The following is a 16,712-nucleotide window of genomic DNA, read 5'->3' as shown; positions in this document are numbered from 1 at the left end:
TTTGGTACACCCAGTCATCACATATCAATAATAGTCGTTAATCCCTCACAAAGCCTTATTTTAACTTTTCTTTGAGGTTGTAGGCTTTTCATATATAAAGCGTGATGGTTTTGATGTTGTGGCTGCTTCTTTAATTTTAAGCAGTTGTAAAAAGTTAAAACCCCAGTGCCTTATCAACTTTGTTTTTAAACTTACGCAACATGATTGAAGCTTTAGATGGGATCTCTGTTTTTGCCGAATAATCAAGTGGCTTTAGCTGAGGAAGATCTCCTTTGCGAGTAAAGGGAATTGTTTTGATTGAGAGGTTGTTATTAAAATGACTACCAAAAAGGTATGACAAAGCTGGGCTAATACCATTTAAGATAGTTCGTGCGCGTTTAAACTCATCAAGCTGTACTCTCGAATTCGCCCAACCATTGGTTTGCAGGGACAATTTTAATATACGTTGTTTTATTGATAAGTTGTGTTCATTTAGACGGTGGTATAAATCTCGGTTCCATAAGAAGCAGGTACCTTTGTGGCCAGTTAAGTTACAGCAATTTAGGTTGCTTTCGAGTGGCCCTGTCTCATACCCTGGAATGATTTCAAAAGCGCCATCACTAGTGTGCTTCACATCAGTCAAATAAATGTATATCGAGAATGGCCTACAACCATAAACCGACTTGATATTTGGATCGCGATGATCCCTATGCCAACCATCGAAGTCACTGTAATAAGTGTTGCTGGTAATATGATTCCAATCTATTTCCATACAATGACATTGAAACAGCACGGGGCAAGGGTCCAGTACTGTGATGGCACTAAGCAATTTTGTAGATATTACTTCATTGAGAATACCAAGATCCAATAGCTCATTTGATTGCACGTAGCTAGGTTCTTCTGATTTACGGCTTTGAAAAATGGGGTCTAAAAGGTGATTCCAGCGGTCAATTGTTTTTTGTGAATACATAGTTTGAAACGCTAATAGTCCGTGTTTCAAATACATTGTCTGTAACGACAGCTCTCTTTTATCTAGTTTCATTATGGTTGACCCCTCATTGTGCCTATAGTAACAACAAATAAAAGAACAGATGACGTTCAGAGCACGCAGGTTACAGATACAAACAAATTTATATAAATACCATCATTTGTTCGCTTCTTGCTTGGCTTACGTTTAGATTGTTTCTATGTGGTTGCACTTTTGATCTAATGATTTATACAGAAGTGTGCGAAACCTGTGCCATAATTTAATTTTATAAAAGTAACTATATATCAGTGTCTTATTTACTTTCTTCTTTAAGGCTTAACGACAATTTTGTTCGAATTTGCAAAATGAAAACTAAAAGTAGAAACGTAGAGGTCCTTGATTGAATACTGATAAAACAGTCTCAAACTACTATTTTTGAACTGAGTAACGGACATGCTCAAAGTGATTTTACAATTCAGCAGTGCTAGACCCAAAATTTGACAGATACATCCCCCGGCAACATATGCAGATCTCTTATCTCTGGTTTTTTATTAAACGAAGAGAGAGTTTTATTGGTGTTGGGGAAACTATCAAAGCGCGGGAGAGCGCTTTGGTAGTATTGTTTATGATTTCTGGGCTAACCTGATGGTCAGCTTGTTTTATGTTTTTTGATTGCCCAAGCAGTAAACGCTCCCGCACTGATAAACATAAACAAACCGTATATGCTTGGCGCAATTGACATGACTTCATTACCTAATAGGCCGGTCGTTACTAACAGTGCCAACGTACCGTTTTGGAGTCCAACTTCGAGCGTAATCGTGCGAGTTTGAGTGTCATTGTGCAGTAAAGTTGCAGCGATAACATATCCTGCGATCATTGAGACTAGGTTCAGTATTACCACTGCGGGGCCAGCCATGATCAAGTAATCGACCAGCTTAGATCCCAGCTTAAAGCAGATGCTGACGATAACGAGAAGCAGCACAGCAATGGAGAACCAGCTAATATATGGACTCGCTTTTTTAGCAAATTCAGGCCATTTTGCATTGATGCTCATACCAATAAGTACTGGCAAAACACCCACGACTATGAGCTGTAACCAAGCCTTTAAGATTGGGAACTCAATTACATTGCCATTTTGACCGTAGTGGCCAATCGCCCATGCTGCCAAAAATGGCAAGGTGAACGGTGTGATAAATCCGACCACAGCGGTTAAGGATACCGAAAGCCCAACATCACCTTTTGCTAGGTATGAATAGAGGTTTGAAGTAGTGCCGCCGGGGCACAATGACAAGATAAACAGACCAATAGCAAGCTCACCTGTTAAGCCCGTGATGGCGATGGTGGCGATGGCCAGTAATGGCAAAACAGCAAGCTGGCAAAAAGCACCGATGAAAAAGCTTTTAGGCTGTAATAAAACACGTTTAAAATCATCTGGTATAAGGCTTAGTCCTACGCCCGCCATAATGAATATTAGCGCGACAGGTAAACCTATTTCGATTAAAGCGGGTGGCATTTATAAGTCCTTGTTTGAGGTGAAACGCGCTTATCTTAACAAGTGAATAGACATGTCGTCACACCTAAATTAGACAGGTACGATGTGATAAAAGTTAGGAGGCGTTGGTGACAAGTGCTTACTCGTCACCATAAGGGATTAGAATTGATAAGAGACTTTTACGTAGCCACGCCTGCCGACAGTGTCGTAAGTAAAGACATCAGTATTGGCATCATTCCAAGAGGTTAAGAAGGGGGGGCGCTTGTCGAATAGGTTGTCGATACCAAATGCCAGAGCCAGCGAGTCCGAAGCACTATAACCGACTTGTATATCGTGATATGTCACGCTAGGGACTTGGCTGCCAATTGGACCGCCGCCATTTTCATCTTCAGCGTTGCCTATGTATTGGATACTGTAAGTGCCTTGCCACTGTCCAAGGTTTATATTTGCAGCGAGGTGAGATTTCCATTTAGCAAAACTCCCTCTATCGGACGTTATTTTGCCTAGTAGCACTTCAGTTTCTGCGCCTTCAAAAGCAGTATTGTTGTGCTTCAATAGACGGGTTGTATCCCAATTTATCCGATACGAAATATTCTGATAGGTTGAGGATAAGTTGATATTTAAATCTACGCCAGAAACCGCTTCACTTGCTGCATTCATTGGGCGTTTTTCGAGTTTAATAACTTGGTGTGTTGTAGGGTCGCGGGTTATATTGTCACAGTATGCTTGATAGGCAACAGGGTCGCTGTAACACAGACGCAACATATTAGAGCCGGAAACAGCATTGATTGCATTGTCTACGTCAATGTCAAAATAATCCAGCGATGCTGAAAACAACGTATTCTGATAAACAACACCGAGTGTAAAAGTATTTGCAGTTTCTGCGTCAACGTCAGGGTTACCGCCAACACCGGTGCGAACGGTTGAACCATCTTGCACAAACCCATTGGGTACGCCCGCTGCCTTACAGTTATTTAGTAGTGAACCTTTCGCACCATCACAGGGATCTACCGTGATAAGGTTCTCTATATTTGTACCGCCAAACTGTTCGGTGATTGTAGGGGTTCTAAAGGCACTGGAACGCACGCCTCTTAAGAGCCACTTGGAGTTTACGCGCCAGGTTATACCGAGCTTATACGTGGTTTCAGCATCAAAATCTCGATAGTCAGAGTAGCGTAATGCGATGTCTGTCTTTACTGAGTGAGCATAGGGCTGGTCACTCAACACAGGGATAGATAATTCTACAAATGCTTCTGTGACTTCAGAGCTTCCCGCGATAGCATCTTCTTCGTTATTGCTCATCGCGACGGCGTCAGGGTTACGCCACCCCTTTTCTTTACGCATTGTGAGGCCTGTGGCAAATGCCATCGTTCCTGCATGCAGCTCGGCGATATCGCCATTTAAGTCAATACTGAGAGATTGAAGTTGATTGCCGCCAGTTCCTTCACGTTGATAGGTGACATAGTTTATGACATCAGGACTGAGCTGTGCGACGCCAAAGTAATCCCCGCATGGGATAGCGGCGCCAGCTTGTGTACTGCAGATATCTGCATTGAGGGTTTGCGCAACTCGAGCATCGTCAAAATCATAGCGCCAGCCATCAGTGCCCGTATTTTTTCCCCAGTTATAATTCGCCTGCCAAAGCCAGCTATTTGATAGCTCCCCAGATAAAGAAAAAGTCAATTGGGTGGTATTGGTTTTTTGATAAAACTCAGGGTTTGGCGCTTCAACATTTCTGCGGCGTTTTAGAGTGAGGTCTTGGCCAGTTGGGTTGTAGACAAAATATTTCGATACTTCTACAGACTGGAAACTTCTGGGTGTGACCACTTGGTCCGATTGACGGTTGGCATAAAGTATCGATGTATCGAATTGGACCGACTCTGAAAGTTCATGTGAGATAAATGTTGCCAGATTAAGGCGTTCCATCGGGCTGTATGAATTGAGTGCGTTAAACCAGTTATAACCATGTTTAAGATTATCATAGTGCTCAAAGTGGTCGCCGTTTTGGCCACTAGTTTGATTGAACTGAACTTCTTGGCCATCAGCCAATAATGCGCGACCGCCTATGGTTGTCCCTGATAAAGTACAAACTAGCGTGCCATTTTCTTCAGTTAGGGGGCAGGGGTTACGGGTAGATTGAAGGGCGTTGCCATTGTTGACGTAATTGATATTGACGGTAACCTGACCTTTTTCCAAGCTTTTGCCCAAAGAAAGGTTGAGCTCTGCATTTTCGGCATCTTTTTTACTGCTTTGACCCACTTTGGCAATGAGTTTTGTGCCCTCGAAATTTGATTTGGTAACTATGTTAACTACACCTGCGACTGCATCTGCGCCATAGATGGCAGAAGCACCACCTTTTAGAATGTCGATGCGCTCAATCAAGCCCATTGGGATCATGTTTAAATCTGGGCTGTCATTGGCACCAGTACCGCCAGCAACAACGCGATTGCCATTGAGTAGAACTAGAGTGCGTTTTATCCCTAAACCGCGCAAGTTTACTTGTGCTGTAGCATAGCCATTACTGGTCCAGTAGGCGTTGGTGGCGTTTCCTGCAGGGCCAGCCGAGGCACTTAGGCTTTGCAATACTTCTTCTATATTAGACACGCCGGTTGCGGCAAGATCTTCAGATGAGAGTGTGGTTATGGGGCTTACGGATTCTAAGTCAATATTCTGAATCTTTGAGCCAGTGACAGCAAAACGTTCAATTTGTGTGGTTTGTTGTGCAAAAACACACTGAGAAAGGCCAAGGCCTAAAAGTGCAAGAGAAATTTTAGAATACAAAAACATTAAGACAACTCATGAAAAAAACTGCGGCGAGTATAAATAACTTAAGCACCATTGAGATGTGACAAATTGTCGCACTTTCAGCTTTTTTCTTTATTTATAAACAACATATAAAACTGCCTTATTGAGTTGTTAATTTTGGAATAATAAGTTGTGATTTTAAAAAATAATCTAAAAGCTATATTTATTCGCCATAGTATATTTAAGTTAGTTGTTTAAATACCTTCGGTTCGCTTTTTATACAATGGATTCTCCCATTGAAAATGTGGCTTTAAACCGCACTGGAATTGTGTTCCGTTTTTAATTGTTAAAGTGCTTACATTTCATAATGTTGTTGTATTTTGTGTTAATTTATGGCGTTTTTCATCCATTCTCACCCCTTGTTTTGTTGCTCTTTTGGCAATAGAATGCGGCGCTTTTATACTATTGGGATGAAGTAAAAACATGATTAGAACCTCGAAAAAGACACTATTGGCTGTGTTTTCATGTATAGGGCTGCTTTCTGCGTGTACTGAAGGGACCGGAGAAGATGAGGCGACTGTTGATTTAAGTAGTAGCGGGAATAGCTGTAACTTAACTGAGCTGATCTCTGATGCTGATCGAAAAGCTGCAAATGCCTGTGGGGTTCAAGCATCATCTCAAATTGCCAATGCGGATGTGTATTTCACTGCAGCAATGAATGCCTGTCGAAGTGGTGAAACAGGTACTGATCCAGAAACTGGCCGCACGACCACTTACAAAGATACATATAACGTATACAAAAAAGCAGCCAATTACGCGCTGACTGTTGTTGATCAAATGAATTGTGGTAGCAACTCTACGGGTAATTCTGGCGGTGGGATCCAGTTGCCAGACAATCAACCTGACCAATACAACCTGTGTGTAGGTTACATTGAAGATGGTAAAAAAGCCCTTGCATCATGTTTTGGCCCGGTTAAAAAGTTTGATACTCAGTGCGGCGATAACAGAATTAACTATCTAAAAAGCTTTGACTCTTCAGCAAGTTGTATCTCAGAACGAGACACTTGGCTGAAAAATGCATTTAACAGCTAGTAGCTACCCGTGAACATAAAAAGCTTGATATTTTTTTCACTGGGTTTGTTTGCGGGGGTTCTCCTGAGTGGGCTGTGGTTTAAGTCAGCCCCTCAAACGCAATCAATTGCGGCAGCTGAGTCAGTTTCAAAACCTGTGCAGGATACGCTAATGCCAATCTGTACGGAATCAAAAAAGTTACTACCAGTACAGCACAAGACAAAGACTGTACCAGATGCGTTATCGACAGCATCTAGTTTTGCTTTGAAGTTTGCAAGCGACGAAGAAATTGCTCAGTTTGCTTTGCAGCAAGGAATTTTAGACCAAGATAGTATCGAACGGATATCCGATATAAAACAAGCGGCAGAGCGACTCAGCAAAATAGCGCTGGGGGAAAATCTTGATGATGACGTAGAAATGCTTAACCATGGGCCTTCACGTGTTTACTTCAGTAATGGAGCGGAGGGGCTTGCAGGGTATGCCAATCAAAATGAATTTGAGGCTGAGGTGAAAAAGGTTACTGCTACCTTTGAAACTGGCGCAGATCATGGTCATAAAGTGCTAGTTAAGTGGTTTAATAAAGACACGAATCAAATGTTGGCGTTTAAAAATATATCAATAAAGTCAGCAGACCGTTTGCACTATATCAAGATGTCTCGAAACCAATGGCAAAGTGGAGAGTATCGCGTTGAAATATATGCTATCTCAGACGATTTTCCAATGCTCTCCAGCGGTAATTACTTTGTCCGCGCCAATTGATTTGTCTGGCACCAAGTTGCGAGATAAAAGCTCAGCGCACTTGCGATAATGGCATTGATTGGCACTATTCCTGGTAAACTATGTCCTGCCGCTACCCCAATAATGACGCTGGTAATGGCGAACCAATTAACATTTTTGTTTTGGGAAATGTCAAGGTCTTGATATTGTGCTTTATGGGTAAAATAGTGGGTGATGATGACGCCGCCTATGGGAGGGATAGCGGCGGATAAAAATACTAGCCAATCGACAAAATGGTTGTATAACCAAAGAGCGCAAACTGTACCTATGATGCCATTGAATACACTGAGGTATTGGCTTGGAAGACCGGTAATATTTGCACATCCAAGCCCAGATGCGTACAGCGCATTGTCATTGGTAGTCCAAATGTTTAAGCCCAATACTATGATGGCTGGGAGGATCAAGCCTTGTAGCATCAGTACCTCGGAAATATCTGATTTACCTGTTGCAGCGGCCCCAGCCCCACCAAAAACAAACATTAAACTGTTGCCAATTAAAAATGCCACAATGGTAATAAACACCGCTTTTTTGGTGCTTTTTCCAAAACGCATGAAATCTGCTGTAAGCGTGCCTGCTGAGATAAACGACCCCACCACTAAAGTGATTGCTTGAGTTTGACTAAGAGGTGCTGCAATTGGTTGAGCAGCCAAAGCTGATAGGCCTCCAGCACCGTCAATGGCCAACCAAACGGAAAAGCCGCCGAGCAAAGCGATTGCCGGAACTGCAATGGCCGAGAGCACCACAAGTGCTGAAATCCCTACATAAGCTGTGATTGTCATCAGTATACCTGCGCCAAGAATTAACCAATTCATGTCAATGCCTGTAATTTTATTGACCGGGAGCGCAAACATGGCAACACCGACACCAAACCAACCAACTTGAGTACCTGCTAGTAAGGCTGACGGTAACCATGACCCTTTAATACCAAACGAATAGCGTGCCAGTAAATGCGTTGAAAGACCAGTTTTAGCACCGATATAAGCCAAAAATGCAGTGTATAGGGCTAAAATAAGGTTTCCCACTAAGACCGCCGTAAAAAAGTCATTCGGTGACAATCCAACGCCGAGTTTTCCCCCAGTCCACATGCTTGCAGAAAAAAAGGTGAGGCCAAGCATCAGCATGGTCATTGCAATAGAGGCGCGTCGCGCTTCAGTCGGTACTGGGCTCAATTCAAATTCATGGGTCGTCATTGGTACTCCAAATAAATGGGATGGCTTAGTGTAAAATGCAAATGCAGCACAAATATGGAGAGGGGTTGTATTTACAATGTACACAAGGGTTGCTCAGTTTTGCTATACTGCGCGCATCTTTGGCAGTACTTATAGGCTATCATGTCTTTTCAATCTTTAAATCTTGCAGATGAACTAAACCAAGCTTTAGCGCATTTAGAATTCACTGAACCAACACAAATTCAAGCGTTGAGCATTCCACTTATTTTGCAAGGTAAAGACTTGCTTGCAACTGCGCAGACTGGAACTGGAAAAACAGCTGCCTTTATGCTGCCTATTTTAAATAGTTTAGTGCAGAGTGATTTTGAAGCTCCTGCCGTCCGTGCGCTGGTTTTGGCTCCCACAAGAGAGCTTGCTCAGCAAGTTGCAAAAGACACCAAACGTTTAGCTAAGTTCAGTCATCTCAGAGTCGCTTGTTTGTACGGCGGCGCAAATATTGGACCGCAAGAAAAAACCTTAAAAGAAGGGGTTGATATTGTCGTAGCTACACCTGGACGCTTACTGGATCATATGATCAAAGGCACTTTGTCTTTGAGCGCCATTACTCATCTAGTATTTGATGAGGCAGACCGTATGCTAGATATGGGCTTCATTGGTGAAATTAAGCGTATAATGCGAAAAATGCCTGAAAAACGTCAAACAATGCTCTTTTCTGCGACAATGGATGACAGTGTTTTATCGCAAGTAAAAATGTGGTTAAACACCCCGGAGCGTGTTGGTGTTGAACAACAAAACAGCACCGCAGACAATGTCGATCAGACATTTTACGCGGTTGATGAAGATAGAAAGCGTGAGTTGATTGCCCATTTAATTGGTAAAAATAACTGGCAGCAAGTATTGGTATTTACGCGCACCAAAAAAGCCGCAGATGATTATGCCAGCGAACTTAACAAAGATGGGTTAGCAACATTAGCTATTCATGGTGATAAGTCTCAAGGGGCACGCGAGCGTGCGTTAGAGCAATTTAAATCAGGAAAAACACGGGTGCTGGTGGCGACCGATGTAGCTGCTCGAGGTATTGATATCAAAGCACTAAGCTATGTAATTAACGCAGAACTCCCCTTTGTTGCTGAAGACTATATTCATCGTATAGGGCGTACTGGCCGCGCAGGAAATAGCGGTCAGTCGATCTCTTTAGTGAGTATTGATGAGCAATGGCTACTGGAAGAAATTGAAGTGCTATTAGATACCCGACTAACACCTCAGTGGTTGGCAGGCTATGAGCCAGATTTGACAAAAGAGCCGAAAGACAACCGTAAAAATACCAGCAAGTCGAGAAAACAGCGAGACAAGAAACGGATATTGGGGCAGCGAACCAGACGAAGAAAAAAATAATATGAAGGGCGCAGTTTGCGCCTTCTTTTATGGTAATAATCCTTCCTTTCAAAAATTACATTGAGAACCTTTATCTCAGTTCGAAGAGCCAATTAATTAGCCTCAGCCCCACTCAATTTTGGGAATTATGTATTATTTAATTTTATTTACAATTGCACAATATTGTTCCTTGAATCCGGCCGGATAAGTGTGTAATCTGCGCGCAATTTAAGCTATATATTTTAGGAAAATGCAATTGTCTTCAATGATATCAAAAGGGTGCCTATGTGCATTAGCTGCATTCCTTTTTGGCTGTGGAGGTGGTAGTGAGGAGTCTCAACCTCAACCGACTTCGACAGAAACGCCGTCAGTCAAGCCGCAGCCGACTACCCCAGAACCGCAACCGACAACCCCAGAGCCCCAACCTATAACACCTGATAATCAAAAGCCGACTGTTGAGATTGAAGGTGAAGTAAGTGGACAAGAGCGTCAAGCTTTGGTTTTGACTGCCAACGCGTCTGATACCGATGGCACAATTGTTAGTTATCATTGGCAACATGATGCAGAGCTTGAGGTTAGTTTATCTGGTACAGATAGTCAGAAGTTAGAGTTAAGTACCCCAGATATTCAACAAGATGTCGCCATCACATTCACTGTTACAGTCACAGATGATCGAGGTGCGAAAGAGGCTGCTACTCACACTGTTATTTTCGAGCGCAATGAAATAGCCGTGCAATTACAAGGCATGGTTACGGACCAGCCGATCCCTAATGCGACGGTAACAGCGACGATAGGCAATGAGACGTTTACTGCAATCGCGAATGCACAAGGGGAGTATACCCTTGATATCGCAGCAGATGAATCAAGCAAGGCTGCGCTGGTGCAATTACATGCTCAGGGGGTTGGTGATCAGTCTCGCGTAGAGTTTATTTCACAATTGCCCAGTATTGATGAAATCGTTATCAAATCCGGAGCGGATAAAGTCTTGCTGGCAACTGAGTTATTTGGTGTTAATGTTACCAATGTAACGACGGCTGAGTACGCACAACTATCTAAGCATGAGGGCGCATTTGACTCTCTTGCTCAGTTACAGGATACACTGCTGTTAGTTGATACAGCTGAAAAGATGAAGCTAGCAACCTTAATAAAAGCGATTGTTGATAACGATATTGACCTTTTGCCGACCAAATTCAGTTCAACACTCGCATTGGTAACAGACAAATCGGGCGCAGAGCAGCTATATTCTGAACTTGAAGTTACACATCCTGAGTTACTCAAGAAAGCGTCAGAAGGGTTACTTGAGGATGCAACATTACTGCCTGGTTTGGCATCGGATTTGATAGGAGATTACACTCTTTCCATCCCAAATAAAATGCATGGTTTGTTAGTCAACCTTACCTTTAATGAAGATGGTACAGGAACAATTACGGCTGGAGAATCTGCAAGCTTTAATTGGGAAAAAAATGCTCAAGTTGTGACATTATCTTTTGCAGAGCCTGTGGTAATAGTACCACCAGGTGTTCAGACGGACTTTGGGGCGAGTGCTAAGACAGTCCTTAATCATTTATCACTCACTATGATAGAAGAGCGAAATGGTGTGATAGAGGCCTATGTTTCATATGAGCATGGCTTAATTTTTGACTTAATGCCTACACCGCTAAAAAATAGTACAGAAGCTTTTGCAAACCTACTTAAAACAACCCCTGACATATCGATAAATGAAGAGGCATTGGTGGGGGAGTGGTATGTTCAGCACCATATGCTTGAGTACTCGTTTGGAGAGACTCTAAAGCTTGAATTTTTTGCAGATGGTACTGCAAGCCAAGGCTCAGGCGAAATTACTTGGCAGTGGCACCTAACAGAAACTGAGTTGGTGTTGGAGAACACAGATAAGAGAGTTGCCTACCAGATTCTCGATCACACTTCAGGTAAATTCAATACCAAGGTATTTGGTCACTTGAAAGAAAGCGACTCAATCTTAAATGGCGCAGTATTTGTGAAGCAACAGGCGTCGGGCTTTGATAGTTTTGACTTTATAGGAAGTTGGACTAGTACTAACTCACAATATGACAGTCGACAATTTTTCTTTTTTGAAGACAACACTTATCTAACTCAACTTGGGTATTCAAGTGTATGGGCTTTAGAGCAAGGGCAGATTGAGCTGGGGGAGTTTCAATGGAATGGTCATAAGGTCAGTCACTGTGAAACCACCCAATCATCTTGCCAATTTAATTCAGCAGGCGTATTTGAATTTGTGGGAGTTTTTGGTAACGACATTGCCGTTAGGTATACCAAGCCAAATATTTATTCCCCCACAGTTCCTAAGAGTCAATCATATTTGAAGTTTTTTACAATCCACTCAGAGGATGGACAACAGCTTCTCAATACTTTAATGCCATATAGTCAAACCAGCACGCTTTACGGTCTAGATGATACACTGAAATTCGAGATGCAATGCCCTAGCGGTCCTTGTTATGCAGTTGCTGAATACAAAGGCGTTGCTTACCGAGTTGAAGATAAAGGCACATACATGGTGTTATCTAATGATGATACGAATGAACAATTAGTGCTTTTTGCAGAAGTTGTATCGTCAACTGAACTCGAGGTGTGCATTCGCTCCGTTAGCGGCCAATGTGATGAATCAAATACCGCTACATTTTCCACCTTAGGCCCTGAATTGGATTTTACTGTGACCGTCGAAGGACAAGGTACATTGATTGCACATACTGACAAGCCAAGGCTTGGTGAGGTACTGTCATTGACTGTGGAGCCAAGTAATGGCTACATCGTGAGCGAAATTTCTGGCTGTAATGGTTATTTTTATGATCAAAGCATGACGTTTGAAGTTTATAGGCCACCTATGTCTTGTCACATTACAGCTAAATTTATCAAAGAAAATGACTTCATTGGGCAGCTGCGACTACTTCGAAAGGGTTTTTATGCGCCTGAGCATTTCGACATTGACATTCGAGCTTCTGGAGAGGGGTTAGTGTCTCATGGAGCTTTATACTCAAACTTTACTTGGCAGGCGGCTGAAGGAGGAGGGATAACGGCACAATTGACACAACCGCAAACAGTTTCTCTGGATAAAGTAACAGCCTCCAGTGATGATTTCATTGAGGTTGTAATTACTGGCTTTGACCTGAATAAGCATGCAGAAGGGATCGAGGTTGTTTGGCACCGTCAATTGAACAATCAAGGCGAAATTCACCTTGTAGATAGTTTGGTTGATGTGTTAGATGATAGGCGAGACTTTGCTGAGATTAGCCTGACACAGACGCAGTTTTTGGGAACTTGGTCACTGGGCTATGGGGCAGCTGAGCACTTCTATTTTACGAAGCACATGAGTAAAGATGCATATTTACCTTGGTTAGATACATACCAACTAGTACTCAAAGAAAATGGAGAAGGCGAAATCCAAAGCGGGGAAAAGGTCACGTCAATTAGTTGGTCATGGCATGGTAATTATATCGAGATCATTGAGATGGGAGACTATAGCAATATCATCCATGTATCTTTGTTGAAGGAGCTCGATGGCAGTTATCAGTTTAGTGCACGATATGAATCAGGGCCTTATATGTCTGCATTGCAAAAAGGGGCTGGTATAATGGTCAAGCATCAAACAACAGCACCAATTATTGAAAACTCTCCAAGTGTTTGGCGGATTAAAAATGGCTCGGAACTAGCAAGTTTAGAAGGGATGGAAGTTTACGGCAACGGTATTGTTAGGATGGGAACCGCTATTACGTATAGCCACGCTTATTTTGACGACAATAAGCTGTACCTACAAGATTTTTGGAATTCAGAAACGCTTCAAACGGATGCTAGTTGCACCAATGAAAAGCCTGAGTGTGTTGAGCGGGCATATCGGCGATTAATGCCGCTTGCTCAGGGGGAAAAAACGTTATTTGCACTTGATACTTATAAAATCAATGACGGGTTATCTGAAACTTCCATGCTTAGGGTAATAGAGCGAAGCTCCGGGGAAAGTTTCACAAAGTTTGAACCCTTTATGCTATCTCAATTCAAATTATATCAAACTATTGGCGAAAATAAGCATATGTGGAGCACATGGTATGTCAATGGTGTATATAAAATGGATACTTCATTTGGGCAAGGTGATGCTCAGTTAGACGAGGCTGGTAGGATCAAATATCACATTCAGGATGAATACTATTATGTGCAGTTGCTTGAAGCTTCTAGTGATGGACTCAAGGTATGCTATTACGCAGAGAGTGACTCATGCTCTGAGGCAAATGAAATCTTTTTGAGTTATCAGTAATTCATAGTGTCCGCGCGGCGGCAAAGCTTGTCGTCGCTGTGGGCTGTCTGATTAATCCAATCAGGCGTGCAAATGGTTTTCTGCTCTCTATTGGGTTTTTAAGTATGATTTTTGAGTCGCCATACATGGTGCATTTTCATATTTTGGACACCTTGTGATCAGACTATTAAGCCTGACCCCTTGTAGCCTCGGCATAACGCATAAACGGTAGTTTGACTAAATATCTCAATCTTTGAGCCAAGCTTTCAAACAGCGCGAGGACAAAAAAACCAGCTCTCGCTGGTTTTTTCTTATACTAATCGCACTTAATAAATGACTGTTTAGTCACACTTATTTTTTCTTCCACTTCGCATTATCAGGTAAAGATTTAGGTGGCACTTTAACTTGAATTAGCGAAGGGCTATCTAAGTTCTCAAGAGCTCCTAGAATTGCGTTATTAAGTTCTTCATAGGTGTTGACAGTCCAACCCTTACATCCAAATACGTCTGCGAGCTTACAATAGTCCCACTGGTGCAAAATACAAGATTCGAAAAATGGCTGATCACTTGAAAAAATTTCTGCATCGTACAGCCATTGTTCAACGCCATATACGCCGTTATCCATCACAAATATAATGGGGTTGAGCTTAAACCTTGTTTGTGTAGATAGGCATTGTGGTGTCATTTGAAAACCGCCATCCCCTGAGAAAACAAACACGCGTTGGTGGTCTTTTTTCGCAAGGCTCATGCCCGTTGCAGCAGGTCCAATATAACCAATGGAAGAGTACGTTGGCTGTGCGACAAACCCTCTCGGGGTACCTACTTTTAACAGTAGACTACCAAAAAAGTTTAAGCTGGCGTCACTACCTATCAACACATTGTCATTTATGTACTCTTTATCTTGGATATAGTCGTAAAAACCCTGATATGTTATGGAGCCACTCAGGCTTTCGCAGATATTTGGTACATCGCTGGGAATTGCACACGATGGTAAGTTACTCAAAGGTTGCTGGCTGAGCGCCTCAATAAAATTGGCCAGTGGTACTTGGGGTTCAAAATAAGTACCTAGCTTGACAGTGTCCCAAGCTACCAAGGCTGTTTTGTCGTAGTTGACGGTTTGGCCAAGAGAGTTGATATCCGAAAGCCATACACCTAGCCCCAAAATAAAGTCGGATTCTTCTACTAGCTCTTGAGTGATAGCTGATGAAGCCTGACCGTCGAAAACACCAGCAAAAAGTGGGTCATTTTCTGAAAATACGGCTTTGCTGATAAGTTCGGTTACATAGGGAAGGTTCAGTTTCCTGATTAATGCATTTGCTTGATCATGAAGCCCCATTCGATCTACTTCAGCACCAAGCCACACAATTGGCCGCTTGGCACCTGCCAGCGACTGCTGAATTTTGTCAACGGCTTTGTCAACGTTATCTTGCAGTGGGATAGGCGTAAGCGGTACTAGTTTGCCAACAGGAGCTGCACAGGGCTGCTCAACCATATCTTCTAGCAGCTCAATATAAGCTGGCCTTTTTTGTGAGATACATTCAGTTAAGGCATAGTCAATTAACCTAGGTGCCAGCTCTGGGTTGTCCAATTTAATGGCGGCTGCCGTGATATTTTTGTAAATATTTAAATCAGTTTCACCGTCTATCATATGGTGATATGTAAACCCGGTTTGTTGCGCTGTCAGGCGCTTCTGAATACTTGGTGCTCCATTGATGACGACCACAGGTATGCGTTCTGCGTAAGAAGCGGCAACGGCATTGACGGCACTTAAGGTACCTGCTGAATATGTGAAACACATAGCGCCAATGCCTTTCAATCTGGCATAACCATCAGCGGCGTACCCTGCGTTTAGCTCGTTGACCTCTTCGATTAATTCGATACTACTGGGCTCAATATGTTTGTTGATCCACTCAATTGTGTAATCACCTGCGATAGAGAATAAGTGGCCGAGCCCTAGCTCTTCTAGCCGTTGAGTTAAATATTGTCCTACTGTGTATTGTGTATCCATGCTGATCCACCTATAAAATGAGTTAACATCAAACTTTGTTAGTATTCACTAGCGCCATCAAACAGTCTGGGTAAGTAAATATCGAAAATGGCTGGGCATTGCCGTGTCGGGAATTTGTGTAGCATAAACTCTTTGAATGCCTCATTCTTAAGTCCATCTGCAATTGCTTGTTTAGCGGCAATGAGATACTTAAGGTTTTCGGTAACTTCTTTTTTATCTGCTGGAGCGCCGTGACCGGGCAAAAACAGTTCGTAATCTGATATCAGCATATCTTCATACTGCTCCATCCAGTGGTCGAGGTATTTAGTCAGGTATAAATGTGTGCCGCTATATATTAAATCTTGTGCAATGAATACGCCTAAATCAGGTAACTTTAAGGTAATACCATAATCAATTTCAGTATCTATGATCCGTTCGATTACATATTTAACGCCATCGATAATTTCAACGCCTGGATACACAGCATGTTGTGGGATCACAACCTTTTCAGGTGCTAAATCACCTAATTTCCCCATGTGATCTTCACGAGATTCCTCCCCGTGCTCTTTGAGGAACTCAATGGTTTCTGGCAGCGTGTAAATTTCTACATCCGCAAAAGCATCACCAAGACCAAACCAATGATCAGGGTGGCGATGGGATAAATATAATCTTTCAATGGGTTTTTTTAAGCTGTCGGCATACTCACGGAATTTTTTCGCATATGGGCTTAAAAACTGACCATCAATGAGCACCAGTACATTTTCGCTCTCTATGATATGCGTGGCATTGGCGATGTTGTCGCCTTCGTAAGAGGAGATAAAAGTATGGATTTTCACCTGACCAGATTGCTTAACGACAATCTTAATAGGGTTAGTGATCGGTATGTTCATG

The 16,712-nt window shown here is 42.5% G+C and carries 10 protein-coding genes; 4 read left to right on the top strand and 6 right to left on the bottom strand.

Going from position 1 to position 16,712, the window contains the following annotated elements; translation table 11 throughout:
• Positions 1 to 154: 154 nt before the first annotated feature.
• From QNM18_RS04250 to QNM18_RS04240, 3 genes are all read right to left on the bottom strand, one after another.
• Positions 155 to 1,021 (bottom strand): hypothetical protein, encoded by an 867-nt coding sequence (locus QNM18_RS04250; RefSeq protein WP_284136456.1) that lies wholly within the window; start codon positions 1,019 to 1,021, stop codon positions 155 to 157.
• 574 nt (positions 1,022 to 1,595) lie between these two features.
• Positions 1,596 to 2,459 (bottom strand): bile acid:sodium symporter family protein, encoded by an 864-nt coding sequence (locus tag QNM18_RS04245; RefSeq protein WP_284136455.1) that lies wholly within the window; start codon positions 2,457 to 2,459, stop codon positions 1,596 to 1,598.
• Positions 2,460 to 2,597: 138 nt separating this feature from the next.
• On the bottom strand, positions 2,598 to 5,225 hold the full coding sequence (locus tag QNM18_RS04240) for a TonB-dependent receptor domain-containing protein (RefSeq protein ID WP_284136454.1): 2,628 nt from the start codon (positions 5,223 to 5,225) through the stop codon (positions 2,598 to 2,600).
• Positions 5,226 to 5,666: 441 nt separating this feature from the next.
• On the opposite strand from QNM18_RS04240, the gene QNM18_RS04235 reads away from it, so the two are divergent.
• Positions 5,667 to 6,275 carry a hypothetical protein gene (locus QNM18_RS04235; RefSeq protein ID WP_211009037.1) on the top strand — a complete coding sequence of 203 codons (609 nt, stop codon included), beginning with the start codon at positions 5,667 to 5,669 and terminating at the stop codon, positions 6,273 to 6,275.
• A 150-nt stretch (positions 6,276 to 6,425) separates the two neighbouring features.
• Entirely contained in the window at positions 6,426 to 7,013 is a 588-nt protein-coding gene (locus tag QNM18_RS04230) for a hypothetical protein (protein ID WP_284136453.1), read from the top strand.
• Here QNM18_RS04230 and codB read toward each other — a convergent pair.
• Positions 6,992 to 8,221, bottom strand: coding sequence for a cytosine permease (codB, locus tag QNM18_RS04225; protein WP_284136452.1), 1,230 nt, complete (start codon positions 8,219 to 8,221; stop codon positions 6,992 to 6,994). The genes QNM18_RS04230 and codB overlap by 22 nt on opposite strands.
• A gap of 141 nt (positions 8,222 to 8,362) precedes the next feature.
• Here codB and QNM18_RS04220 point away from each other — a divergent pair, with 141 nt between their 5' ends.
• Together QNM18_RS04220 and QNM18_RS04215 are read left to right on the top strand one after the other, a co-directional pair.
• On the top strand, positions 8,363 to 9,595 hold the full coding sequence (locus tag QNM18_RS04220) for a DEAD/DEAH box helicase (protein ID WP_211009040.1): 1,233 nt from the start codon (positions 8,363 to 8,365) through the stop codon (positions 9,593 to 9,595).
• 244 nt (positions 9,596 to 9,839) lie between these two features.
• On the top strand, positions 9,840 to 13,856 hold the full coding sequence (locus QNM18_RS04215; RefSeq protein WP_417714771.1) for a carboxypeptidase-like regulatory domain-containing protein: 4,017 nt from the start codon (positions 9,840 to 9,842) through the stop codon (positions 13,854 to 13,856).
• Positions 13,857 to 14,186: 330 nt separating this feature from the next.
• Here QNM18_RS04215 and QNM18_RS04210 read toward each other — a convergent pair whose 3' ends face one another.
• On the bottom strand, positions 14,187 to 15,842 hold the full coding sequence (locus QNM18_RS04210; protein WP_284136450.1) for an alpha-keto acid decarboxylase family protein: 1,656 nt from the start codon (positions 15,840 to 15,842) through the stop codon (positions 14,187 to 14,189).
• A 38-nt stretch (positions 15,843 to 15,880) separates the two neighbouring features.
• Complete coding sequence (locus tag QNM18_RS04205; protein ID WP_211009043.1) at positions 15,881 to 16,711, bottom strand: MBL fold metallo-hydrolase; 831 nt, start codon at positions 16,709 to 16,711, stop codon at positions 15,881 to 15,883.
• Position 16,712: the final 1 nt, after the last annotated feature.

Origin of the sequence: Pseudoalteromonas obscura, assembly GCF_030135505.1 — a bacterium.
In the GTDB taxonomy this organism is placed as follows: domain Bacteria; phylum Pseudomonadota; class Gammaproteobacteria; order Enterobacterales; family Alteromonadaceae; genus Pseudoalteromonas; species Pseudoalteromonas obscura.
The sequence above is the reverse complement of the archived record's forward strand: the minus strand, read 5'-3'. Positions and strand labels throughout refer to the sequence as shown.